This window comes from Bosea sp. (in: a-proteobacteria) (genome assembly GCA_023910605.1).
Lineage (GTDB): Bacteria > Pseudomonadota > Alphaproteobacteria > Rhizobiales > Beijerinckiaceae > Allobosea.
In genome coordinates this window covers 2,257,429-2,281,358 of record JAAVVV010000001.1, presented here as the reverse complement: position 1 = coordinate 2,281,358, position 23,930 = coordinate 2,257,429, and the positions used below count along the sequence as shown (strand labels likewise).

The following is a 23,930-nucleotide window of genomic DNA, read 5'->3' as shown; positions in this document are numbered from 1 at the left end:
ATGTGGACACATGAGAACCGGGGCCGGATGGCCAAGATCGCCAAGAAGACGAAGCGCTATCCCTGCGACCTGACGGACGAGGAGTGGGCCCGGATCGCGCCCTTGATGCCCAAACCCGGACGGATGGGGCGGCCTCGGGAGACGGACTTCCGCGAGGTGATCAACGCCGTGCGCTATCTGGTGCGCTCGGGCTGCGGCTGGCGGATGCTGCCTCATCATTTCGGCCATTGGCGAACGGTTTACGGCTGGTTCCGCGAACTGGCGCGGCGCTTCCTGTTCCAGACCATCCACGATGTCGAGCTGATGCTCGACCGGGAGCGGGTTGGTCGCGAGGCAAGCCCCACGGCGGCGGTGATCGACAGCCAGTCGGTCAAGGCTCCGCAAGCCAAAACAAGGGGTTACGACGCCAACAAGAAGATACGCGGCCGCAAGCGACATATCGCGGTCGATACCGACGGACGGCTCTTGATGGTCAATCTGACGACCGCCGACATCTCCGACAGCGCCGGTGCGCAAGCCATCCTCGATGCCATCCGCAAGCGCTGGCCCTGGGTGAAGCATCTCTTCGCCGACGCCGCCTACGACCGCCTGACCTTGATGGACAAGGCCGCCTATCTCAACTTCGTCATCGAGATCATCCGGCGCTCCGAGCAGCAGAAGGGCTTCCATGTTCTGCCCCGGCGCTGGGTCGTCGAGCGGACCTTCGGATGGATGATGCGCTGGCGCCGCCTCGTCCGCGACTATGAAAAACGCATCGACGTCTCAACCGCCATGATCCACGTCGCCATGGGCGGCCTTCTTATCCGAAGAAACGCTCATCCCTGACTTTCCAAACGGACTCTTAGCGCAACAAGCCTTGAACTTGGAAGTTTACCTACTACCCTGATAAAAATGCGAAATAGTTAGATAACGCAAGGCAACAAATGGAACCGCTCGAAGCCCTAAAAAACTCCAGTTTCGGCAAAAGGACTGCCGAAGAAGAATTTGATCAGCTCAAGAACTATTTTGTTGAAACAGACCAATGGAAGCAGGTAATCGACGGCACTGTCGATGTTGTATACGGCCCAAAAGGCAGTGGGAAAAGCGCAATCTATAGTTTGATATCTCAGAACGGTGAGTTGCTCAAAGAAAAGAATATTTTAGTTGTACAGGGGGAAAACCCACAAGGGACACCTGCATTCAAGATTCTTATCGACGACATGCCGGTCGATCAGTTCGAATTTATTAGCATTTGGAAATTGTACGTACTCAGCCTCTGTGGCCAAGCGATAAAAATCAATGGAATTAGTAATAAAAAGTGCCTTGATTGTATTTCAATTCTTGAAGAGGCAAATCTGATACCATCAGATCCCTCTCTATCGAAAGCTCTCAAGTATGCATTTGACTATGTTAAGAGCCTGACGAGGATTCAGGCTATCGAGTCCGAGCTAAAGATCGACCCGATAACGGGCATGCCAACCGGTATTGCCGGCCGTATCGTCTTGAGGGAGCCTGGGGCTGCCGCATCTAAGGTCGGCGTTCGATCGGTAGACGATCTATTCAAGAGTATGTCGGATGCATTGAAAGACGCAGGCTACACAATCTGGATTACCCTAGACCGTCTCGACGTTGCATTTCAAAACAATGAAAAATTAGAGAACGCTGCTCTGAGGGCGCTATTTCAGTTTTATTTGGAAACGAAATCAAATAACAATATAAAGACAAAAATATTCCTTCGTAGCGACATATGGAAAAGCATATCTGCCTCAGGCTTCAGAGAGGCGAGTCATATTGAAAGATCATTGAACATTGAATGGAACAACGAAACACTCGTAAATTTGTTCGTGCGGCGCGCCGTGGCCAATAAGTCAATATGTGATTATTTTAAAATTGTACCCGACGAGATTTTATCAAATTTTGCGTCTCAGCAAGCTTTCATAGGATCTATATTTCCACAACAAGTCGACTCGGGCCCAAATAAACCAAAAACTTTTGATTGGATTTTGAGTCGGACAAAAGACGGTACGCAGCCTAATGCTCCACGGGAGCTTATCCATTTTCTCAACGAGTTAAGGACCGTACAGATTGCTCGATTGGAAAGAGGCGAGAAAACCCTACCAGCTGGCAAACTATTTGACCAAGTAGCATTTAAAGAGGCGCTACCAAACGTATCAAAAGTACGCCTAGAGCAAACTCTTTTCGCAGAATATCCAGATATCAAACAACATGTCGAGGCAATGAGAGACTGTTTGGAAAGTCGGCGATTGGTGTTTCGGTGGGCTGGCGAATGTGATTCACATTACGGATGTGGACACATGAGAACCGGGGCCGGATGGCCAAGATCGCCAAGAAGACGAAGCGCTATCCCTGCGACCTGACGGACGAGGAGTGGGCCCGGATCGCGCCCTTGATGCCCAAACCCGGACGGACGGGACGGCCTCGGGAGACGGACTTCCGCGAGGTGATCAACGCCGTGCGCTATCTGGTGCGCTCGGGCTGCGGCTGGCGGATGCTGCCTCATCATTTCGGCCATTGGCGAACGGTTTACGGCTGGTTCCGCGAACTGGCGCGGCGCTTCCTGTTCCAGACCATCCACGATGTCGAGCTGATGCTCGACCGGGAGCGGGTTGGTCGCGAGGCAAGCCCCACGGCGGCGGTGATCGACAGCCAGTCGGTCAAGGCTCCGCAAGCCAAAACAAGGGGTTACGACGCCAACAAGAAGATACGCGGCCGCAAGCGACATATCGCGGTCGATACCGACGGACGGCTCTTGATGGTCAATCTGACGACCGCCGACATCTCCGACAGCGCCGGTGCGCAAGCCATCCTCGATGCCATCCGCAAGCGCTGGCCCTGGGTGAAGCATCTCTTCGCCGACGCCGCCTACGACCGCCTGACCTTGATGGACAAGGCCGCCTATCTCAACTTCGTCATCGAGATCATCCGGCGCTCCGAGCAGCAGAAGGGCTTCCATGTTCTGCCCCGGCGCTGGGTCGTCGAGCGGACCTTCGGATGGATGATGCGCTGGCGCCGCCTCGTCCGCGACTATGAAAAACGCATCGACGTCTCAACCGCCATGATCCACGTCGCCATGGGCGGCCTTCTTATCCGAAGAAACGCTCATCCCTGACTTTCCAAACGGACTCTGAGGTATCAGAAATCAACTCAGTCGATCGCGTCACTGATGTCATTATGGCGAACCTCTGAAGGGGAAACCGTAAAGATTATAGCAAGGCTTGAGGAGGTCGGATTCTTTGAAAAAGTCACTCGCTCTGGTGAAATAACGTGGCGAGTACCATTCCTCTATAGGCCAGCTCTTGAACTCGTGCAAGGAACCGCAAGCGAAAACTAAATAACATACTTTCTTATTTGAGAGCCCGACTCATAATGACCTAAGCGATATCATGGGCTTGCGAGGCGTCGGACGAGGAGCCTGATGCTAGCGACCATGATCCATGCCTGTGCGCTTGCGATTGTGGCCTCGAAGTCCTTGGCGAGCCGCCTGTCACGATTGAGCCATGCGAAGGTGCGCTCGACCACCCATCGTCTGGGCAGAACGTGGAAGCCTTTGGCCTGATCGGAGCGCTTGACGATCTCGATTTTCCACTGGCCGATGAGCTTGAGCGCGCCCTTGAGCTTCTGGCCCGCATAACCGCCATCGGCGAAGACATGGCGCAGCCAGGGATGGCTCTTGCGGATGGAGGCCAGCAACGGCACGGCCCCATCGCGATCCTGGATATCGGCGGTATGGACCAGCAACCCGATCAGGAAGCCACAGGTGTCGGTGATGATATGGCGCTTGCGGCCCTTGATCTTCTTGCCGCCGTCATAGCCGCATGGACCGCCACTTTCAGTGGTTTTGACGCTCTGGGAGTCAATCACGCCCGCAGTTGGGCTGGCTTGCCGGCCTTCACGCTCGCGCGCCTGCATGGTCAGGACGTGGTTGATCTGGGCCAGCGTGCCGTCGGAGCGCCAGCGGTAGAAGTAACGTTGCACTGTCGAACTCGGCGGAAAATCTGTCGGCAGCTGCCGCCATGGGATGCCGCCCCGCGCCAGATAGAGGATGGCATCGACCACATCGCGCAGGTCCACCTCGCGGGGGCGCCCCAAAGAACGTGTCCGAGGCAGATGGGGTTCGATCAGAGCGTATTCAGCATCGCGCGTATCGCTTGCATATCGCAAGCCCGTGCGCTCATATCTCTGCCGGGCGGCCTTGGTCCATGGCATTGTCATCTCCGCAGTTCTTGCGCAAAACCACGGAATCACATGCAACAGGGCCGCTCAACCCCCCAACGCTATCGGCCATAAACATCTCAAATCGTTGAACTCATTTCGGGACGGGCTCTGATAGTCACGCTCTTTAATGCACAATAAAGATGCGCAATAATTTGAATTATGTAGATTCTATTGTATGTTATTTCACTAATGATTCAATTATTAGATGCCCTCGCCTAGTCTTCGGGCACGTCCCTGTTGCCCTCTCCAGTTTTGGATCAAGCTCATCCATAACGGGAGAGGAGCATCTGGGGTAGCGAAGCCACGAGGGGCACACAGCAAATACGCTCGCCGAGCATCCCGCCGTCAACACAACTCCACACTCACCACCCCAGGCACGGCGCGCAAGGCCCCCGCAATCTGCGGGTTGACCAAGCGTTTGCCCGGCAGCTCGACCTCGATTTCCTCGTCGCCCTGGCCGACGATGACGACGACGGAGATGCGGGCGTCGCCCTGGGCCTTCAGCCGCTCGGTGAGGGCTGCCACGGGCTTGTCGTCGCGCACGAAGATGCGCATGTCCTGCTTCTGGCGGGCGGCGGCGGCGTCCAGCGGCTCCACGCTCTCGATGCGCGGCTTGACCTCGTCGCCATCCAGCGTGGCCGAGACCATGAGCAGCACCACCTGCCCCGGCTCCAGCAGATCCCGGAAGCGTTGCAGCCCCTCGGCGAAGAGCACGGCCTCGAAATGGCCGCTCTGATCCGAGAGCTGGACGATGCCCATCTTGTTGCCGGTCCTGGTGCGGCGCTCCGAGCGGTCGATGACGGAGGCCGCGATGCGCCCCATCGAGGCGCCCGTCAGGCGCACCGTGGCGGCGAACTCGGTGAAGCGGCGCACGCGCAGCCGCTCCAGCACCAGCGCGTAATCATCCAGCGGATGGCCCGACAGGAAAAAGCCCACCGCCGCATGCTCGCGGCTCAGCTTCTCGGAGGTGGTCCACGGCGTGTGCGCGGGGATGACGAGGCTGTCCGACCCGCCTGAGCCGAACAGCTCATCCTGCCCGCCCTCGTGCGCCTCGCGCGTGCGCTGCGCCAGCGCCACCATGCCATCGATGGCGGCGGCGGCGCGGGCGCGGTCGGGCTCCAGCCCGTCGAAGGCGCCGGCCGCGATCAGCGCCTCGATGGTGCGCTTGTTGACGCGGCGGCTGTCCAGCCGGCGGGCGAAATCCGCGAGGTCGGAAAAAGGCCCCTGCTCCGCGCGGCAGGCCACGATGGACCTCACCGCCTCCTCCCCCACCCCGCGAATGGCGGCGAGCGCATGGAAGATGCGCCCCTCCGCGACATCGAACGCCACGCCCGAGCGATTGATCGAGGGCGGCTCGACCCTGATGCCGAGGCGCTCCGCATCGCGGCGGAATTCGGCCAGCTTGTCGGTGTTCGACATGTCCAGCGTCATCGAGGCGGCCATGAACTCGACCGGGTAATTCGCCTTGAGATAGGCCGTCTGGTAGGAGACGACCGCATAGGCCGCCGCGTGGCTCTTGTTGAAGCCGTAATCGGCGAACTTGGCCAGAAGGTCGAAGATCTCCGAGGCCAGGCTCTCGGACAGGCCGCGCTCGGTGGCGCCGCGGGTGAAGCGGTCGCGCTGGGCGTCCATCTCGGCCTTGACCTTCTTGCCCATGGCGCGGCGCAGCAGGTCCGCCTCGCCCAGGCTGTAGCCCGAGAGCGCCTGCGCCACCTGCATCACCTGCTCCTGATAGACGATGATGCCATGCGTCTCGGCCAGATAGGGCTCAAGCTTGGGGTGCAGGTAGCTGGGCTTTTCCAGCCCCAGCTTGCGGCGGCAATAGGTGGGGATGTTGTCCATGGGGCCGGGGCGATAAAGCGCCACCAGCGCGATCAGATCCTCCACCCGGTCGGCCTTCATCTCGACCAGCGCCTTCCTCATGCCGGCGCTTTCCACCTGGAACACGCCCACCGTCTCGCCGCGCGCCAGCATCTCGTAGGTCTTCGCGTCGTCGAAGGGCAGCGCGTCGAGCCTGATCTCGATGCCGCGCTGCTTGAGCAGCCGCACCGCGGTGGTCAGCACGGTAAGGGTCTTGAGGCCGAGGAAGTCGAACTTCACCAGCCCGGCCTGCTCCACCCACTTCATGTTGTATTGCGTGACGCGCGCGCCCGTGCGCGGATCGCGGTAAAGCGGCACCAGCCTGTCGAGCGGCCGGTCGCCGATCACCACGCCGGCGGCATGGGTCGAGGCATGGCGGTGCAGCCCCTCCAGCTTCTGCGCGATCTCCAGCATGCGGCCCACGATGGGCTCGTCCCTGGCCGCCATCTGTAGCCTGGGCTCGCCGGAGATGGCCTCGGCCAGCGGCGTGATCTTGCCCGGCGCCTGCGGCACCAGCTTGGTCAGCTTGTCCACCTGGCCGTAGGGCATCTCCAGCACGCGGCCGACATCGCGCATCACCCCGCGCGCCAGAAGCGTGCCGAAGGTGATGATCTGCGCCACACGCTCCGCGCCATAGCGACGGCGCACATAGTCGATCACCTCCTCGCGTCTGTCCTGGCAGAAGTCGATGTCGAAATCCGGCATCGAAACGCGGTCAGGGTTGAGGAAGCGCTCGAAAAGCAGCCCGAAGCGCAGCGGGTCCACATCCGTGATCGTCAGCGCATAGGCCACCAGCGAGCCCGCGCCCGAGCCGCGGCCGGGGCCGACCGGAATGTCCTGCGCCTTCGCATGCTTGATGAAGTCCGCCACGATGAGGAAGTAGCCGGGGAACTTCATCCGCTCGATGACGCCCAGCTCGAAGGCGAGCCGCTTCTCGTAATCATCCACCGTGAAGCCGGGGCTCGGACCATGGGCGGCCAGGCGGATGCGCAATCCGGCCTCCGCCTGCTCGCGCAGCTCGGCCGGCTCGTCGCGCCCGCTCCCGGTCTCATAGCGCGGCAGGATCGGCTTGCGCACAGTGGGGCGCCAGGCGCAGCGCCGCGCCACCTCCACCGTGGTGGCCAGCGCCTCGGGCAGATCGGCGAAGCGGCGCGCCATCTCGGCCCGGGTCGCGAAATACTGGCCGTCGCTGACGCGCCGGCGGTCGTCATCGGACATCAGCCGCCCCGCCGCGATGGCAAGCAGCGCATCATGCGCCTCATGGTCCTGCGGCTTGGCGAAGAAGGGCTCGTTGGTGGCGACAATGGGCAGCTCCAGCCCATAGGCGAGCCGCAGCAGCGCGGCCTCGGTGGGCAGCGCGCCGCCGGAAGCGGGCCGCTGCACCTCGACATAAAGCCTGTCGCCAAAGGCGCTCAGCAGCGTGCGCAACCGAGCCACGGCCAGTTCCCGCCTGCCCTCGCGCAAGGCCGTGTCGACAGGCCCGCCCGCGCCGCCCGTGAGGCAGATCACGCCCTCCGCATGGGCGCCGAACCGGGCCATGCCGACGACAGGCGGCGCGCCGAGATCAGGCAGCATGTAGGCGGCGGAGATCAGCGCCAGCAGGTTCTCATACCCCTTTTCGCTCGCGGCCAGCAGCACGACATGCGGATGGGAGGGCTGCATGGGCTTGCGGCTGTCGGTGGCCACATCCGCGCAATCAAGGCACAGTTGCACGCCGACCAGCGGCTGGATGCCGGAGCCGGCCAGCTTCTCGGAAAACTCGAGCGCGCCAAACAGGTTGTTGGTGTCGGTGAGGGCCAGAGCGGGCTGGTGGTCCGCCGCCGCGAGCTTGGCCAGCACGGGGATCGTCATGGCGCCTTCGAGCAGCGAGTAGCTCGAATGAACGTGCAGGTGGACAAAACCGGGCTCGGGCGGAATCGCGTGCATCGGACACTCCTCGCCCGGTTATCACCCCTGCCGCCAGCAAGGTCGAGCGCAACCCGCCCTCTTCCGCCTTCTGTTCACACCCTTGGCGCCAGAAGCAGGATCAGACGCCGGGCGCCGCGAAGATGGCTGCCCAGGTCAGGATCATGGCGATGAAGGTGGTGAGGAACGCCATTTCGGCGAGGCTGGTGACGAAGAGACGGGCCATGGAGATCTCCTGTTTTTGATATGTTCCATTATGTATTTGTTTTGTTCTTTGATCAAGCCGTTGTTGGGCGGCTCCACGCCGACGGTTACCAGAATGCTAACGGAGCGGCAGCTTCAATCCAGCGTGACGACCTGGCCGCCCTTTATGGTCACGCGGCGGTCCATCTGGGCGGCGAGTTCCAGATTGTGCGTGGCGATCACGGCGGCGAGGCCCGAGGCGCGCACCAGAGAGGTCAGGGTTCGGAAGACGTGCTTGGAGGTGCCTGGGTCGAGATTGCCGGTGGGCTCGTCAGCAAGAAGCAGGCGCGGCGCGTTGGCGACGGCGCGGGCTATGGCGACGCGCTGCTGCTCGCCGCCGGACAATTCTCCGGGGCGGTTGCGCAGCCGCTCACCCAGGCCGAGGAAGTCGAGCAGATCTGCGGCGCGCTTCTCCGACTCCGCCTTGCCGAGCCCGCGGATGAGCTGGGGCATCACGACATTCTCGAGGGCCGAAAACTCAGGCAACAGATGATGGAACTGATACACGAAGCCGATCTCGGTGCGGCGCAGCCGCGTGCGGTCGGCGTCGTCAAGCTTCGCTGTCGCAACGCCGCCGACATAGACCTCGCCCGCATCGGGATGCTCGAGCAGACCCGCGACATGCAACAGCGTGGACTTGCCGGTGCCGGAAGGCGCGACAAGCGCCACCAGTTCCCCGGGCCAGATTGCAAAATCCGCCTGCTTCAGGATCTCGAGCATGCCACCGCTCTGCGGATAGGCGCGGTCGACCTGCGAGAGGAACAGCGCAGGCGTTGCCGGTGCAGGAGCGTCAGCCATAGCGAAGGGCCTCGACGGGATCGAGCCGGGCCGCACGCCAGGCCGGATAGAGCGTGGCCAGCAGAGACAGCACAAGCGCCATGGCGACCACCGCCGCGACCTCTGCCGGATTGGTCTGGGCAGGGATCTCTGTCAGGAACCGCACTGTGGGGTCCCAGAGCTGGGTGCCGCTGATGCGGCTCACGAAATTCTGGATCGACTGGATGTTGGCGCAGATGAACAGCCCGAGCGCGAAGCCGGCCAAAGTCCCGACCACGCCTATCGACGCGCCGGTGATGAGGAAGACCCGCAAGATCGAGCCGCTTGTCGCGCCCATGGTGCGCAGGATGGCGATGTCCGAGCTCTTGTCCTTCACCAGCATGATGAGGCCCGAGACGATGTTGAGCGCGGCCACAAGTACGATCAGCATCAGGATGAGGAACATCACGTTCCGCTCCACCTCAAGCGCGGAGAAGAAGGTGCGGTTGCGCTGCCGCCAATCGGTCAGCACGAGGGGCCGGGGCGCGTTCGCCTCGATCGCGTCCCTCACCTGCTGCGTCCGGTCGGCGTTCTCGATGAAGACCTCGATGACATTCACATCGTCGTCGCGGTTGAAATAGGCCTGCGCCTCGCCCAGCGGCATGAAGACGAAGGTGCCGTCGAACTCGGACATGCCGATCTCGAAGACCGCCACGACGGGATAGGCCTTGATGCGCGGCGCCGTGCCGAAAGGCGTGGCCGCCCCACGCGGGCTGATGATGGTGAGGCTGTCGCCAGCGCGGATCGAGAGTGTTTCCGCGAGACGCTGCCCTATGGCCACGCCATTCGCGCCATCGAATCCTTCAAGCGTGCCCTGCTTCAGTTTTCGTGCGATGAAGCCGATGGTCTTGATGTCGCTCTCGCGCATGCCGCGGATCAGCACGCCGCTGTTGCCATATTGCGAGGAGGCCAGGGCCTGCCCCTCGACCATCGGGATGGCATGGGTGACGCCGCGGATTGCTGTCAGCTTCTGGGCGACCTCGCGATAATCATCGAGCGGGCGCTCTATGGGGGTGAGGAAGATGTGGCCGTTCACGCCCACGATCTTGTCCAGCAATTCCTTCCGGAAGCCGTTCATCACCGACAGCACGATGATCAGCGTCGCCACACCGAGCATGATGCCGAGAAAGGAAAAGCCCGCGATGACCGAAACGAAGCCCTCGCGTCGCCGCGTGCGCAGGTAGCGTGACGCAAGCATCCATTCGAAGCGCGAAAAAGGCTTCGTGTCTGCGGGAGCGTCAATCATCGGACTTGCCGTGTTTTCTGGGCGACCTGCACCAGCCTGTCGAGCGCGGCCGCAGGCGAGAGCAGCTCGCGCTCGCCTGTCGCGCGGCGCTTGAGCTCGACCTTGCCTTCGGCCAGGCCCTTGGGGCCGACGATCAGCTGCCAGGGCGAGCCGATCAGGTCATTGACGACGAACTTCGCGCCTGGCCGCTCGTCGCGGTCATCATGCAGAACCTCGACGCCGGCATTGCCGAGCCCGGCATAAAGCTCGCCGCAGGCGCCGTCGGTTGCTGCGTCGCCGGATTTGAGGTTGAGCAGCGACACAGCGAAGGGCGCGATGGCGTCCGGCCAGATGATGCCCGCATCGTCATGGCTGGCCTCGATGATGGCGGGCACGAGCCGTGACGGTCCGATGCCGTAAGATCCCATGTGCACGTGAGTCTCCTTGCCGTCAGGGCCTGCGACGGTGGCGCCCATCGGTGCCGAGTACTTGGTGCCGAAGTAGAAAATATGGCCGACCTCGATGCCGCGTGCAGAAACGCGCGATGCCTCGGGAATTCCGGCATAGGCTGCCTCTTCATGCTTCTCCGATGTGGCGGCATAGAGCGAGGTCCAGCGGTCGACGATGCCCTGAACGCCGGCGATGTCGTCAAAGTTCGTTTCGACGCCAGGCACCGCGAAATCGAGGAAATCCTTGTGGCAGAACACCTCGCTCTCGCCCGTTGCAGCGAGAATGATGAACTCGTGACTCAGATCGCCGCCGATCGGGCCGGTGTCGGCCTGCATGGGGATCGCCTTGAGGCCCAGGCGGTCGAATGTCCGCAGATAGGCCACGAACATCTTGTTGTAGCTGTGGACCGCCGAGGCCTTGTCAACGTCAAACGAGTATGCGTCCTTCATCAGGAATTCCCGGCTGCGCATGGTGCCGAAGCGGGGCCTCACCTCGTCGCGGAACTTCCACTGGATGTGGTAGAGGTTCAGCGGCAATTCCTTGTAGGATTTGACGTAGGACCGGAAGATCTCGGTGACCATCTCCTCGTTGGTCGGCCCGAAGAGCATGTCGCGGTCATGCCGGTCCTTGAGGCGCAGCATCTCCTTGCCGTAATCATCATAGCGTCCGCTCTCGCGCCACAGATCCGCAGACTGAATCGTAGGCATCAGCAGTTCGATCGCGCCGGAGCGATTCTGCTCTTCCCGGATCACCGCATTGATGTTGTTGAGCACCTTGAGCCCGAGCGGAAGCCAGGCATAGCTGCCGGCTGCCTGCTGGCGGATCAGCCCCGCCCGCAGCATCAGCCGATGCGAGAGAATCTCCGCCTCCTTGGGCGTGTCACGCAAAATGGGAAGGAAATAACGGGAAAGGCGCATAGGAAACCTGTTCAAGGGCGCGTGCGGGTCGAACGGCCCGCCCGCGAGTCAGCGCTTGACGTCGACAACCGACTGACACCATCCAAACAGCGAAAATGCAAGCCTGAATGCCGCCTGTCCCGCCCGCGCCAGCTTCAGCTCCGGGCGAAACGCGCCTTGAGGCTTGCCGCCACGGACTCCGGGACGAAGGCCGAGACGTCCCCCCCCAGGGCGGCGATCTGGCGAACGAGCGTGGCCGTGATCGGCCGGAACGCCGGCGAGGCTGGCAGAAAGACGGTAAGGATGTCCGGCGCCATGGCGCCATTCATGCCGGCCATCTGCATTTCGTAGTCGAGATCCGTGCCGTCGCGCAGGCCGCGGACCATCATGGTGGCGCCGGCTTCGCGGGCGGCTTCCACGGCCAGTCCGGCGAATGTCACAACCTCGAGCCGTGCCTGCTCGATCCGGGCGATGGGACCGCAGGTGGCGCGCAGCAGTTCGGCGCGCTCATCGGAGGTGAAGAGCGGAGCCTTGCCGGGGTGGACGCCGATGGCGATCACGAGCCGGTCCGCCATGCGGCAGGCTTGCCGGACAACATCGAGATGGCCGTTGGTGACGGGGTCGAAAGAGCCGGTATAGAAGGCTGTGAGGGTCATGATCCATCGGTAATCGAGCTTGGGCCGCTTTGCAAAGGGCCCATCTCAGCCCTCGCGAATGGCTCGCACCATGGCGGGCCACTCGTTCATGTGCCCGATCACGGCGAGAGCGCCGGCCTCCTTCAGACGCGACGCGATGCGTTCCTTGTCATGGGCGACGCCGGTGAAGCCGATCACCGGCATTCCGGCCGAGCGCGCCGCGAGCACGCCTGGCACGGAATCCTCGATGACAAGACAGCGCTCTGGGCGAGCGCCCATGGTTTCGGCCGCGAACAGAAACACATCCGGATGCGGCTTGCCGCGCGAGACCTGGCTCGCCGAGAAGACATGCGGATCGAACAGGTCGATCAGGCCGGCCGTGGCGAGGTTGCGCTTGAGCGGCTGCAGGCTGGTGGAGGATGCCACGCAGCGCGGCCCGTCGATCGCATTCACCGCCTCGCGCACGCCGGGCAGCGTCTGGAGTTCATCGAGGAAGCGGCGCTTGACCTCGCGCTCGATCGCCTCTTCGAAATCAGGCGGAAGAGGCCCGCCATAATCGGCCTCGATGATCTTGCGGCCGGCGGCGACGGGGATACCCACCATGGCGTCGACATAGGAATCCATCGTCCAGTGCGTCAGCCCGATGCGGTGATAGGCGCTGAGGTTGATTTCGGCGTAGATCGTCTCCGTGTCGATCAGCGTGCCGTCACAATCATAAATGACAAGATCATGCGGCACGGTCAGGTCCTTTCATGGCTAACACTGGTATTGCCTCGCAAGGGCTTGTTCAAGCGCTCTGCGGCTGGTTGACGAGGCCAGTGAAATCCCGTCTTCTACCAGAGCTACAACAACTGAGATACGCTGGCGAGCGCTCGCGCGACAGCGACAAAAACAACGGGAAGAAACGCAATGAATCGTCATCTCATCCTGCTGGCCGGGGCTTTTGCTGCCGGCCTCTTCAGCAGTTCCGCCGCCTTTGCCCAGACAAGGGGCCCCGTGGTTGGCGTGAGCTGGTCCAACTTTCAGGAAGAACGCTGGAAGACGGACGAAGCCGCCATCAAGGCCGCCATCGAGAAGGCAGGCGGCACATACCTCTCGGCCGATGCGCAGTCCTCGCCGGGCAAGCAGCTGACCGACATCGAAAGCCTGATCGCGCGCGGCGCCAAGGCGCTGATCGTGCTGGCGCAGGACGCGGCGGCCGTCCGCCCGGCGGTCGAGAAGGCCATCAACGAGGGCGTCGCCGTCGTCGGCTATGACCGCCTGATCGAAATTCCGCAGGTGTTCTATCTCACCTTCGACAATGTCGAGGTCGGCCGGATGATGGCCCGCGATATCCAGAAGGCGAAGCCGGAAGGCAACTATGTCTTCATCAAGGGCTCGGGCTCGGACCCGAACGCCAACTTCCTGTTCCAGGGCTCGATGGAAGTGCTCAAGCCTGCGATCGACGCCGGCAGGATCAAGAATGTCGGCGAGGCCTTCACCGATGGCTGGCTGCCCGCCAATGCCCAGCGCAACATGGAGCAGTTCCTCACGCGCAACAACAACAAGGTCGACGCCGTGGTCGCCGCCAATGACGGCACGGCCGGCGGCGCCATCGCGGCGCTGGCTGCCCAGGGAATGGCTGGCTCGGTCCCGGTCTCGGGACAGGACGCCGACCGGGCGGCTCTCAACCGCGTGGCGCTCGGCCAGCAGACCGTGACGATCTGGAAGGATGCACGCGAGCTTGGCCGGAATGCCGCAGAGATCGCGATCCAGCTTGCGGGCGGCAAGAAGCTGAATGAAATCGCGGGCTCGACCGCGTGGAACCAGGGCCCGAACAAGGCCAGCATGACCGCGATGTTCCTCAAGCCAGTGCCGATCACGCAGGCCACCCTCAATGTCGTGATCGATGCGGGATGGGCTCCGAAAGCCGCAGTCTGTCAGGGCGTGCCTGCCGGCCGGGTGCCCGCCTGCAACTGAGCGACAAGCCGGGGCGGCCCTCGTGGCCGCCCTTTGGCTTTTGTCCCTCATCTGGCCAAGATGAAGCAATGATGGGGGTGGCGCCGGCGCGGCGCCTGCCATCGTCGTCCCCTGCGGCCGCCAGACACCAACCCACGCGAACAGGCCCTACATGAGCCGCTGGCTGCAAACTCTTGAGATACCGCCGCGATTGGTCGGCATGCTTGTCGCGCTTCTGGTTATCTGGACAGGATTTCATATAGCCTCGGGCGGCGCCTTCCTTACCCCGCGCAATCTGTGGAACCTCTCGGTCCAGACAGCCTCGATCGCGGTCATGGCCTGCGGGATGGTGCTGGTCATCGTCACGCGCAACATCGACCTGTCGGTCGGCGCGATGCTTGGCTTCATCGGCATGATCATCGGCGTGTTGCAGGCGCAATACCTGCCCGCGCTGTGGGGACTCGAACATCCCGCAACCTGGATCGTGGCCGTGCTGGTTGCCATCACCACGGGCGCCCTGATCGGTGGGCTGCAGGGCTCCATCATCGCCTATCTCGGCGTGCCATCCTTCATCGTCACGCTTGGCGGCCTGCTGATCTGGCGGGGCGCGGCGTGGTGGGTGACGCAAGGCCAGACCATCGCGCCCATGGATTCGCGGTTCAGGCCTATTGGTGGCGGCATCGAGGGGGCGATCGGCGCGTCGCTCTCCTGGACCATCGGCGTGGGCGCCTGCATTCTGATCATTGCCTTCAGCTTCGTGATCCGGCGGCGGCGCAAGCGTTTCGGCTTTCATCTCAGGCCCTTGTGGGCGGAGCTTCTGGTGGCGGGCCTGCTGAGCTTCTCCGTTCTCGGCGCTGTCTGGGTCGCGAACAGCTATCCGCTGCCCGCCGGCGTCGCGCGGCGAATGGTCGAGGCCGGCGGCGGCGTCTGGCCTGCCGGCGGCGTGTTCATCGCGCATGGGCTCGCCATTCCGGTGCTTGTCGCCGTCGCCGTCGGGGTCGCGGTCACCATCCTGGCGACGCGGATGCGCTTCGGGCGCTATGTCTTCGCGATCGGCGGAAACCCGGAGGCGGCCGAACTGTCAGGCGTCAACACCCGGCGGCTCCTGATGCTGGTTTATGCGCTGATGGGGGCGCTGGTGGGCATCGCCGCCTGCATCTCCACGGCACGCCTCAACGCCGCCACCAATGCGGCCGGCACGCTCGACGAGCTTTACGTGATCGCTGCGGCGGTGATCGGCGGAACCTCGCTGGCAGGCGGGCTTGGCACCATTGTGGGGGCCATGCTGGGCGCGCTGGTGATGCAATCATTGCAGTCGGGAATGGTGCTGCTCGGCGTCGATGCGCCCCTGCAGAACATCGTGGTCGGCCTCGTCCTCGTCACGGCCGTGTGGCTCGACACGGTCTACAACAAGCGCGTCAAGTGAGGCCATGATGAGCAGCCAGACTCCTCTCGTCGCCATGCAGGGCATTTCCATCGCCTTTGGCGGGATAAAGGCCGTGGACAATGTCGATGTTGATCTTCATGCCGGCGAGGTTGTCGCGCTCCTGGGCCATAACGGCGCCGGCAAGTCGACCTTGATCAAGATCCTGTCGGGCGCCTATCGCCCCGATGCCGGGGATATCCGCATCCGCGGCGAGAAGGCCGACATCGCCTCACCGCGCGACGCCAAGCGCTACGGCATCGAAACGATCTACCAGACGCTGGCGCTGGCCGACAATGTCGACGCTGCCGCCAACATCTTTCTGGGCCGCGAACTCGTGACGGGCTGGGGCATGCTCGATGACGCGGCCATGGAGGACGAGACGCGCAAGGTGATGGCGCGGCTCAACCCGCACTTCCGTCGCTTCAAGGAGCCTGTCCGCGCGCTGTCCGGCGGCCAGCGGCAGTCGGTTGCGATCGCCCGCGCCATCTATTTCGACGCGCGCATCCTCATCATGGACGAACCCACCGCAGCGCTCGGCCCGGCCGAGACCAGGCAGGTCGGCGACCTCGTCAAGGAGTTGAAGAAGCAAGGCATCGGCATTTTCCTCATCAGCCATGACATCCATGACGTCTTCGACCTGGCCGACCGGGTGGCCGTGATGAAGAACGGGCAACTCGTGGGCACCGCAGCCGTAGGGGACGTCACGGAGGACGAGGTGCTCGGCATGATCATCCTCGGCAAATGCCCGCCCGGCGCCAGGCCGGGGCCCGGCGCGAACCAGAACTGACGAGGCTTCGCCTCAGGCGCAGAAGCGCAGGAACTCGGTGCGCTGACGGCTGATCGGATGCGGCAGAGGCGCAGTCAGACGGGGACGCCCGGCGCTGCTCGACGTTTCCACGCGCCAACTCAGCGAGTCCGATGGCGACAGCAGAAGCGCGGTCATTTCCTGCGCAGTGATCTCGCTCGTGATGGCAGGGCGATCGCTCAGGACCCCGCTGGTGCGCAGGGCGGCGGCCATGACGCTGGCCTTTCCGACTTCCAGATCAAGCCGCAGCCGCCTGTCGCCGAGATCATCCTCTGGCATGGGCACGATGACCTGTGCGACGCCCGGCATCCGCGCGCCGCAGACGAATATGATGAGAGGGCGGCCTTCCGGTTCGGTGACAAACGCAAGGGTCGCGGTTCCCGCGATCGTCGTCAGGGTCCAGCGTTCGCTGGGCGCCTTGGCGGCCTGAACGATCCCGATTGAAACCACGCCTGCGAGGATTGCCACGGCAAGGGCGTGCATCCGCAAATCTCCGATTGCATAAAGCAACCCTAGCGTGCAAATCCTTCAGCATCCCTAACCATTATGGCGCATACCGGGCCTCTCAGGCCTAGGCCTCGCCGTCTTCTTCTCCGTCATCGGTGATGTGCTCGACGCTGACGACATGCTCGCCTTCAGCGGTGTCGAATACGATCACGCCCTGGGTCGAGCGGCCGGCCACGCGGATGCCCGCCACCGGCACGCGGATCAGCTGGCCGCCATCGGTGACCAGCATGATCTGATCGGCATCCTCGACGGGGAAGGACGCAACCAGCGGCCCGTTGCGCTCGTTGACGACCATGGCGACGATGCCCTTCCCGCCCCGGCCGGTCACGCGGTACTCGAAGGACGAGGTACGCTTGCCGTAGCCATTGGCGGAGACCGTGAGGACGATCTGCTCGACCGCCGACATGGCCGCGTACCGCTCCTGCGAAAGCCTCAAGTCGCCGGACGAAGCGTCATCCGTGTCCGCCGGCCCGGCCTCTGCGGCCGTATCATCGGAGACCTCGCCAGAGACCGCGCGGCTCATCTTGAGATAGGCGGCCCGCTCATCGGCAGTCGCTTCGAGATGATGCAGGATCGCCAGCGAAATCACCTTGTCGCCTTCGGCAAGGCTGATGCCGCGCACGCCGGTCGAATCGCGCCCCTTGAACACGCGCACCTCTGGAACCGCGAAGCGGATGCACTGGCCCTGCGCGGTGGTGAGCAGCACGTCATTGTCTTCGGAGCAGATGGCCACGTCGACAATGGCGTCGCCCTCGTCGAGCTTCATGGCGATCTTGCCATTGCGGTTGACCTGCACGAAATCGGACAGCTTGTTGCGCCGGACATTGCCCGACGCCGTCGCGAACATGACGTCGAGCGTCTCCCAGCTTGCCTCATCCTCGGGCAACGGCATCACGGAGGTGATGCGCTCGCCCGCCTCAAGCGGCAGCATGTTGACCAGCGCCTTGCCGCGCGCGTTGGGCGCCGCCAGCGGCAGCCGCCAGACCTTCTCCTTGTAGGCCTGGCCGAGCGAGGAGAAGAAGATCAGCGGGGTATGGGTGTTGGCGACGAACAGGCGCGAGACGAAATCCTCATCGCGCGTGGCCATTCCCGAGCGGCCCTTGCCGCCGCGGCGCTGGGCGCGATAGGTCGAGAGCGGCACCCGCTTGATGTAGCCGCCATGGCTGACGGTGACGACCATGTCCTCGCGGGCGATCAGGTCCTCGTCCTCAAGATCGGCATCCCAATCCTGGATGATGGTCTTGCGCGGGGTCGCATGGGCGGCCCTGATCTCGCTCAGCTCTGACTTGACCAGATCCATGATCCGCTGGCGCGAGCGCAGGATTGCGAGGAAATCCTCGATCTCGACGGCGAGCCTGGTCAGCTCGTCGCCGATTTCCTCGCGGCCGAGGGCGGTGAGTCGTGCAAGGCGCAGCTCGAGAATGGCGCGGGCCTGGGTGTCGGAGAGCCGATAGGAGCCATCATCGCCAATAGGATAGCGCGGATCGTCCACAAGCCGGATCAGCGGCGCCAGATCGGAAGCCGGCCATATCCGGCCCGTCAGCGCCTCGCGCGCCGCATTCGGATCGGGCGCGGTGCGGATGATGCGGATGACCTCGTCGATGTTCGCCACCGCGATGGCGAGGCCGCACAGGACATGGGCGCGTTCGCGCGCCTTGTTGAGCAGAAACCTGGTGCGGCGGGAGATGACCTCCTCACGGAAATCCACGAAGGCGCGGATGAAGTCCTTGAGGTTGAGCGTCTCTGGGCGGCCGCCATTGAGCGCCACCATGTTGCAGCCGAAGCTGGACTGCAGCGGCGTGAAGCGGAACAGCTGGTTGAGCACCACATCCGCGATGGCGTCGCGCTTGAGCTCGATCACCATGCGCATGCCGTCGCGGTCGGATTCGTCGCGCAGGTCGGAGATGCCTTCAAGCCGCTTCTCGCGCACCAGATCGGCGATCTTCTCCAGCAGCGAGGCCTTGTTGACCTGATAGGGCAGCTCGGTGACGATGATCGCCTCGCGCTCCCGGCGCAGTTCCTCGACCGCCGTCCTGGCGCGCATGACCACCGAGCCGCGGCCCAGGTGATAGGCGGCGCGCAACCCGCCGCGCCCCATGATGAAGCCGCCGGTGGGGAAATCGGGGCCGGGGACGATCTCGATCAGGTCGTCGATGCTGATCTCGGGATTATCGATGTAGGCCACGCAGGCGTCGATCACCTCGCCGAGGTTGTGCGGCGGGATGTTGGTGGCCATGCCGACAGCGATGCCGCCGGCGCCATTGACCAGCAGGTTGGGATAGCGCGCCGGCAGGACGGAGGGTTCTTCCTTGCTGTCGTCGTAGTTGGCCTGGAACTCGACGGTCTCCTTGTCGAGATCCTCCAGCAGGGCCATGGCCGGGCGCGCGAGGCGGCTTTCCGTGTAGCGCATGGCTGCTGGCGGATCACCGTCGACCGAGCCGAAATTCCCTTGCCCGTCGACGAGCATGAGCCGCATCGAGAAGTCCTGCGCCATGCGCACCAGCGCGTCGTAGATCGCCTGGTCGCCATGCGGGTGATACTGGCCCATCACGTCGCCGACGATGCGCGCGGACTTCACGTATTTGCGGTCAGGGGTGAAGCTGTTCTCCCACATCGCGTAGAGAATTCGGCGATGCACGGGCTTGAGGCCGTCGCGCACATCAGGCAAGGCACGGCTCACGATCACGCTCATGGCGTAATCAAGATAGCTCTTGCGCATCTCGTCGGTGATCGAGATCGGCTTGATGTCGCTGCCGCCGCCGGGGGGGACCGGCGGTTCAACCGGCTTGTTGTCGTCGTCGCTCACTGCACCGTTCCGTAGTCGGTTCCCGGGGCTGGTCCTCCGGAAAATCATCTTGAGAGAAGAGAGTCGTCGTTAGCCGATTCAAGCCGGCGACGCCAGCGAAACAGGGCGATCGTCACAGCCAAATTATGCTTTGACCGACAATGATTTAGGCGGAGATTTCGAGGCGCAGGGCCGTGGCGTCGTCGCTGCGCTTCCAGCGCGGCCTGAGCACGCAGTCCGGGTCGACCTCGGCCTCGAATCGGCGAAGTGCCGCGGCGATTGGCTGCAAACCGCCCGCGGCAGCGGCGGCCATCAAGGCACGCGGTCCGTCATGCAGACCGTAGCGCAGTTCGGCTGCGGCGAAGCCGTCGGTCATCAGCAGCAGACGCAGACGCCTTGCGCTGATGCGGGCGCGCCCCAGATGCTCCAGAAAGCCGCGATCGGGGCAAAGAATGATCGAGCGGGCGGGCGCCAGCGCGACGCCCCGCTGCTCACGCAAGGCTTCGAGCGCCGCTGGCTCGCGATAGCGCCGGGCGGGATCGCCCCCCTGCCCCAGCCGCGCGACGAGCGCAGCCTCGGCTTCCTCGCTGAGCGCGCTGGCGCCAAAGCTCAGCAGAATGCCGCCATCCGTCTCGACGATGGCGCGGCAATCTGCCGACCATGACAGGTCAAGCCCACCATCGCGCCAGCTCGCCAGCATGAACGCGCCGCAGGGCAGCTCCCACGACGCATCGAGCGACCGACGCCGTTCCGCTTCGAAGCTCGCCACCAGATCATCAGCCGAACGGGAGAGAAGTTCCGCCGGGTCCTCGACATCGGCATGACGTGTGAAGGCCTCATGGCAACGCTGCGCGAGCCAGGCCGCGTCGCTGGCCCCGCCCATCAACGGCTCGCCAAGACCTGTCGCGCCGTCGATCACCCAGGCATGGCGTCCTGCGAGGCCAGCGCGGTCCTCGTTGGGCCTGTCGGCGCAGCCGGCGAGGCTGATCAGGTCGAGAAGGTTGATCGCGCTCATTCGGCTGCGCTGCGCGTCTTTGGCGGCCGCCTTGCCAGGACCTCCTTGAGAAAGCGCCCGGTATGGCTGGCCGCCGCACGCGCGACGTCTTCGGGCGTGCCCTGCGCCACGACCATGCCGCCTCCGTCGCCGCCCTCGGGGCCCATGTCGATCACCCAGTCGGCGGTCTTGATGACCTCGAGATTGTGCTCGATCACGACCACGCTGTTACCCTGATCGACCAGTTCATGCAGCACCTCCATGAGCTTGGCGACGTCGTGGAAGTGCAGGCCCGTAGTCGGCTCATCGAGGATGTAGAGCGTGCGGCCGGTGGCGCGCTTGGACAGTTCCTTGGACAGCTTCACGCGCTGCGCCTCGCCGCCGGACAGCGTCGTGGCCTGCTGGCCGACCTTGATGTAATCGAGGCCCACGCGCGCCAGGGTCTCCATCTTGTCGCGGATGGTGGGCACGGCCTTGAACAGCTCCGCCGCCTCCTCCACCGTCATGTCGAGCACGTCGGCGATGGAGTGGTTGCGGAACTTCACATCAAGGGTCTCGCGGTCATAGCGCTTGCCCTTGCAGACATCGCAGGTGACGTAGACATCGGGCAGGAAGTGCATCTCGATCTTGATGACGCCATCGCCCTGGCAGGCCTCGCAGCGGCCGCCCTTGACGTTGAAAGAGAAGCGGCCCGGCTGGTAGCCGCGCGCCTTCGCCTCGGGCAAGCCGGAAAACCACTCGCGGATCGGTGTGAACGCGCCGGTGTAGGTGGCCGGATTCGAACGCGGCGTGCGGCCGATCGGCGACTGGTCGATGTCGATGACCTTGTCGAGATGTTCGAGCCCCTCAATGCGGTCGAAGGGCGCGGGATGCTCTATGGCGCCGTTGAGCTTGCGCGCGACCGCCTTGTAGAGCGTGTCGATCACCAGCGTGGACTTGCCGCCGCCGGAGACGCCCGTGATGCACGTGAAGGTGCCCAGCGGCAGCTCCACCGAGACATCCTTGAGGTTGTTGCCGCGCGCGCCGAAGAGCTTGAGCATCCGCCCCTTCTGCGGCTTGCGGCGCTTGGCCGGCACCGGCACGGACAGCTCGCCCGTGAGATACTTGCCGGTGAGCGAGGCCGGATCGGCCATGATCTGCGCTGGCGTGCCGCGGGCCACGATCCGTCCGCCATGGATGCCGGCGCCGGGCCCGACATCGACCACATAATCCGCCTGCAACACAGCATCCTCGTCATGCTCGACCACGATGACGGTGTTGCCGAGATCCCGCAGGCGCCGCAGCGTGCCGAGAAGCCGCTCATTGTCGCGCTGGTGCAGGCCGATCGAGGGCTCATCGAGCACATAGAGCACACCTGTAAGGCCCGAGCCGATCTGCGACGCCAGCCGGATGCGCTGGCTTTCCCCGCCCGAGAGCGTCCCGGAAGCCCGCGAGAGCGTCAGATATTCAAGCCCCACGTCCAGCAGGAAGGTCAGCCTGTCGCGAATCTCCTTGAGGATGCGGACGGCGATCTCGTTCTGCTTGGCGTTGAGGCGCGCCGGCAGCTCGCTCACCCAGCCAAGCGCCTCGCGCACGGAGAGCCTCGTCACCTCGCCGATGTGGCGCATGTCGATCTTGACCGCGAGCGCCTCGGGCTTGAGCCTGAAGCCGCCGCAGCCAGCGCACGGGGTCTCGCTCATGAAGCGGCCAATCTCCTCGCGCGCCCAGTCGGATTCGGTCTCGCGGTAACGGCGTTCGAGATTGGTGATCACGCCTTCGAACGGCTTGTTGACCTCATAGGACCTCAACCCGTCATCATAGGCGAAACGCACTGCCTCCTTGCCTGTGCCGAAGAGCAGGAGGTTGCGCACCGTCTCCGGCAACTCACGCCAGGGCTTGTTCATGGGGAAGCTGTAGTGCCGCGCCAGCGCCGTCAGCGTCTGCCCGTAATAGGGCGACGTGGACTTGGCCCAGGGCGCGATGGCCCCGCCCTTCAGCGTCGCGCTGTGGTCGGGCACCACCATGTCCGCGTCGATGCGCATTTCGTGGCCCAGCCCGTCGCAGGTTGGGCACGCGCCGAAAGGGTTGTTGAAGGAGAACAGGCGCGGCTCGATCTCGGCGATGGTGAAGCCCGAAACCGGACAGGCGAACCTGGACGAGAAGATCATCGTCTTCGGCTCGCCCTTCTCGTCCTTCTCGTCGGCGAACTCGACGGTGGCGAGCCCCTCGGCGAGCTCAAGCGCGGTCTCGAAGCTCTCGGCAAGGCGCGCGGCGATGTCGGGCCGCACCACAATGCGGTCCACCACCACGTCGATGTCGTGCTTCAGCTTCTTGTCGAGGGCTGGCGCGTCGGCGATCTCGTGGAACTGACCATCGATCTTCACGCGCTGGAAGCCGCGCTTCTGATAATCGGCCAGCTCCTTGCGGTATTCGCCCTTGCGGCCCCGCACCACGGGCGCAAGCAGAAAGAGACGCGTCTTCTCCGGCATGGCCAGCACCCGGTCGACCATCTGGCTGATGGTCTGGCTCTCGATGGGCAGGCCTGTGGCGGGCGAATACGGAATGCCGACCCGCGCCCAGAGCAGGCGCATGTAGTCATAGATCTCCGTGACCGTGCCGACGGTGGAGCGCGGGTTCTTCGAGGTGGTCTTCTGCTCGATGGAGATCGCCGGGGACAGTCCGTCGATCTGGTCGACATCGGGCTTTTGCATCATCTCGAGGAACTGGCGTGCATAGGCCGAGAGCGACTCGACATAGCGCCGCTGCCCCTCAGCATAGATCGTGTCGAAGGCGAGAGACGACTTGCCCGAGCCGGACAGGCCCGTGAACACCACCAGCTTGTCGCGCGGGATGGCAAGGTCCACATTCTTGAGGTTGTGCTCGCGCGCGCCGCGCACGGTGATCAGCCGTGCATTGGGGTCCGCCAGCAGGTTCCTGTCGAACAGGTCTTCGATCGGGTCTCGCGGGCGGGCCATCTGCTGCTCTGCTGGATTGTGGGAACCACATCTATCTAGGGTGCTTTTCGCTCGAAGCCAGCGTCTCAGGCGGGCAGCTTGCCGCATGGCCGGCCTGCGTGCGCGGCTGGCGAAGCGCGCAAGGGATCGCAGCAATGCCAAGCTGCCGTGTTCTCCCCAGGTGAGTTGCACGAACATATCAAGAACATCTTGATTTGTGCAAGGGGCTCGGCTTATCTGCGCTGACGAGGGCGCGGAGCGCCGGGTGATTGGATCAGGCGCTGCGGCGCCAGCAAA

General features: G+C 63.6%; 17 protein-coding genes. 6 read left to right on the top strand and 11 right to left on the bottom strand.

Going from position 1 to position 23,930, the window contains the following annotated elements; genetic code table 11:
• The 3 genes from HEQ16_10980 (at window position 1) to HEQ16_10970 (ending at window position 3,109) form a co-directional block, all read left to right on the top strand.
• Window positions 1–825, top strand: coding sequence for an IS5 family transposase (locus HEQ16_10980; protein ID MCO4054553.1), 825 nt, complete (start codon window positions 1–3; stop codon window positions 823–825).
• A gap of 98 nt (window positions 826–923) precedes the next feature.
• Window positions 924–2,357 (top strand): hypothetical protein, encoded by a 1,434-nt coding sequence (locus tag HEQ16_10975; protein ID MCO4054552.1) that lies wholly within the window; start codon window positions 924–926, stop codon window positions 2,355–2,357.
• Window positions 2,285–3,109, top strand: coding sequence for an IS5 family transposase (locus tag HEQ16_10970; protein MCO4054551.1), 825 nt, complete (start codon window positions 2,285–2,287; stop codon window positions 3,107–3,109). The genes HEQ16_10975 and HEQ16_10970 overlap by 73 nt, the downstream gene beginning before the upstream one ends.
• Window positions 3,110–3,381: 272 nt before the next feature.
• On the opposite strand, the gene HEQ16_10965 is transcribed toward HEQ16_10970, so the two are convergent.
• The 7 genes from HEQ16_10965 to HEQ16_10935 all read right to left on the bottom strand — a co-directional run bounded on the left by HEQ16_10965 (window position 3,382) and on the right by HEQ16_10935 (window position 12,983).
• Window positions 3,382–4,206 (bottom strand): IS5 family transposase, encoded by an 825-nt coding sequence (locus HEQ16_10965; GenBank protein ID MCO4054550.1) that lies wholly within the window; start codon window positions 4,204–4,206, stop codon window positions 3,382–3,384.
• A gap of 354 nt (window positions 4,207–4,560) precedes the next feature.
• On the bottom strand, window positions 4,561–8,001 hold the full coding sequence (gene dnaE / locus HEQ16_10960; GenBank protein MCO4054549.1) for a DNA polymerase III subunit alpha: 3,441 nt from the start codon (window positions 7,999–8,001) through the stop codon (window positions 4,561–4,563).
• A gap of 318 nt (window positions 8,002–8,319) precedes the next feature.
• Window positions 8,320–9,021, bottom strand: coding sequence for an ABC transporter ATP-binding protein (locus HEQ16_10955; GenBank protein ID MCO4054548.1), 702 nt, complete (start codon window positions 9,019–9,021; stop codon window positions 8,320–8,322).
• Window positions 9,014–10,285, bottom strand: a complete 1,272-nt coding sequence (locus HEQ16_10950) for a lipoprotein-releasing ABC transporter permease subunit (GenBank protein MCO4054547.1) — start codon at window positions 10,283–10,285, stop codon at window positions 9,014–9,016. The genes HEQ16_10955 and HEQ16_10950 overlap by 8 nt, the downstream gene beginning before the upstream one ends.
• Complete coding sequence (locus tag HEQ16_10945; protein ID MCO4054546.1) at window positions 10,282–11,631, bottom strand: proline--tRNA ligase; 1,350 nt, start codon at window positions 11,629–11,631, stop codon at window positions 10,282–10,284. Before HEQ16_10945 ends, HEQ16_10950 begins: the two co-directional genes overlap by 4 nt.
• A gap of 134 nt (window positions 11,632–11,765) precedes the next feature.
• A complete protein-coding gene (gene coaD / locus HEQ16_10940; GenBank protein ID MCO4054545.1) occupies window positions 11,766–12,266 on the bottom strand; it encodes a pantetheine-phosphate adenylyltransferase in 501 nt (166 codons plus the stop codon).
• 45 nt (window positions 12,267–12,311) lie between these two features.
• The gene (locus tag HEQ16_10935) at window positions 12,312–12,983 is read right to left on the bottom strand and encodes an HAD family hydrolase (protein ID MCO4054544.1); all 672 of its coding nucleotides are present in this window, start codon (window positions 12,981–12,983) and stop codon (window positions 12,312–12,314) included.
• Window positions 12,984–13,154: 171 nt separating this feature from the next.
• Here HEQ16_10935 and xylF point away from each other — a divergent pair, with 171 nt between their 5' ends.
• The 3 genes from xylF (at window position 13,155) to HEQ16_10920 (ending at window position 16,396) form a co-directional block, all read left to right on the top strand.
• Window positions 13,155–14,204: a D-xylose ABC transporter substrate-binding protein gene (xylF, locus tag HEQ16_10930; protein ID MCO4054543.1), complete on the top strand. Its 1,050-nt coding sequence runs from the start codon at window positions 13,155–13,157 to the stop codon at window positions 14,202–14,204.
• Window positions 14,205–14,355: 151 nt separating this feature from the next.
• Complete coding sequence (locus HEQ16_10925; GenBank protein MCO4054542.1) at window positions 14,356–15,609, top strand: sugar ABC transporter permease; 1,254 nt, start codon at window positions 14,356–14,358, stop codon at window positions 15,607–15,609.
• A gap of 4 nt (window positions 15,610–15,613) precedes the next feature.
• The gene (locus HEQ16_10920) at window positions 15,614–16,396 is read left to right on the top strand and encodes a sugar ABC transporter ATP-binding protein (GenBank protein ID MCO4054541.1); all 783 of its coding nucleotides are present in this window, start codon (window positions 15,614–15,616) and stop codon (window positions 16,394–16,396) included.
• Between the two features lie 12 nt (window positions 16,397–16,408).
• Here the strand turns inward: HEQ16_10920 and HEQ16_10915 are convergent, their stop codons facing one another.
• The 4 genes from HEQ16_10915 to uvrA form a co-directional block, all read right to left on the bottom strand.
• On the bottom strand, window positions 16,409–16,897 hold the full coding sequence (locus HEQ16_10915) for a hypothetical protein (GenBank protein MCO4054540.1): 489 nt from the start codon (window positions 16,895–16,897) through the stop codon (window positions 16,409–16,411).
• Window positions 16,898–16,985: 88 nt separating this feature from the next.
• Entirely contained in the window at window positions 16,986–19,775 is a 2,790-nt protein-coding gene (gyrA, locus tag HEQ16_10910; GenBank protein MCO4054539.1) for a DNA gyrase subunit A, read from the bottom strand.
• 97 nt (window positions 19,776–19,872) lie between these two features.
• Entirely contained in the window at window positions 19,873–20,721 is an 849-nt protein-coding gene (locus HEQ16_10905) for a hypothetical protein (protein ID MCO4054538.1), read from the bottom strand.
• Window positions 20,718–23,654: an excinuclease ABC subunit UvrA gene (uvrA, locus tag HEQ16_10900; GenBank protein ID MCO4054537.1), complete on the bottom strand. Its 2,937-nt coding sequence runs from the start codon at window positions 23,652–23,654 to the stop codon at window positions 20,718–20,720. The genes HEQ16_10905 and uvrA overlap by 4 nt, the downstream gene beginning before the upstream one ends.
• Window positions 23,655–23,930: the final 276 nt, after the last annotated feature.

Bases quoted from the DNA above. Each gene is read 5' to 3' on its own strand.
- HEQ16_10980 (MCO4054553.1), top strand. From the start codon at position 1: ATGTGGACACATGAGAACCGGGGCCGGATGGCCAAGATCGCCAAGAAG.
- HEQ16_10975 (MCO4054552.1), top strand. From the start codon at position 924: ATGGAACCGCTCGAAGCCCTAAAAAACTCCAGTTTCGGCAAAAGGACT.
- HEQ16_10970 (MCO4054551.1), top strand. From the start codon at position 2,285: ATGTGGACACATGAGAACCGGGGCCGGATGGCCAAGATCGCCAAGAAG.
- HEQ16_10965 (MCO4054550.1), bottom strand. From the start codon at position 4,206: ATGCCATGGACCAAGGCCGCCCGGCAGAGATATGAGCGCACGGGCTTG.
- dnaE (MCO4054549.1), bottom strand. From the start codon at position 8,001: ATGCACGCGATTCCGCCCGAGCCCGGTTTTGTCCACCTGCACGTTCAT.
- HEQ16_10955 (MCO4054548.1), bottom strand. From the start codon at position 9,021: ATGGCTGACGCTCCTGCACCGGCAACGCCTGCGCTGTTCCTCTCGCAG.
- HEQ16_10950 (MCO4054547.1), bottom strand. From the start codon at position 10,285: ATGATTGACGCTCCCGCAGACACGAAGCCTTTTTCGCGCTTCGAATGG.
- HEQ16_10945 (MCO4054546.1), bottom strand. From the start codon at position 11,631: ATGCGCCTTTCCCGTTATTTCCTTCCCATTTTGCGTGACACGCCCAAG.
- coaD (MCO4054545.1), bottom strand. From the start codon at position 12,266: ATGACCCTCACAGCCTTCTATACCGGCTCTTTCGACCCCGTCACCAAC.
- xylF (MCO4054543.1), top strand. From the start codon at position 13,155: ATGAATCGTCATCTCATCCTGCTGGCCGGGGCTTTTGCTGCCGGCCTC.
- HEQ16_10925 (MCO4054542.1), top strand. From the start codon at position 14,356: ATGAGCCGCTGGCTGCAAACTCTTGAGATACCGCCGCGATTGGTCGGC.
- HEQ16_10920 (MCO4054541.1), top strand. From the start codon at position 15,614: ATGATGAGCAGCCAGACTCCTCTCGTCGCCATGCAGGGCATTTCCATC.
- HEQ16_10915 (MCO4054540.1), bottom strand. From the start codon at position 16,897: ATGCACGCCCTTGCCGTGGCAATCCTCGCAGGCGTGGTTTCAATCGGG.
- gyrA (MCO4054539.1), bottom strand. From the start codon at position 19,775: ATGATTTTCCGGAGGACCAGCCCCGGGAACCGACTACGGAACGGTGCA.
- HEQ16_10905 (MCO4054538.1), bottom strand. From the start codon at position 20,721: ATGAGCGCGATCAACCTTCTCGACCTGATCAGCCTCGCCGGCTGCGCC.
- uvrA (MCO4054537.1), bottom strand. From the start codon at position 23,654: ATGGCCCGCCCGCGAGACCCGATCGAAGACCTGTTCGACAGGAACCTG.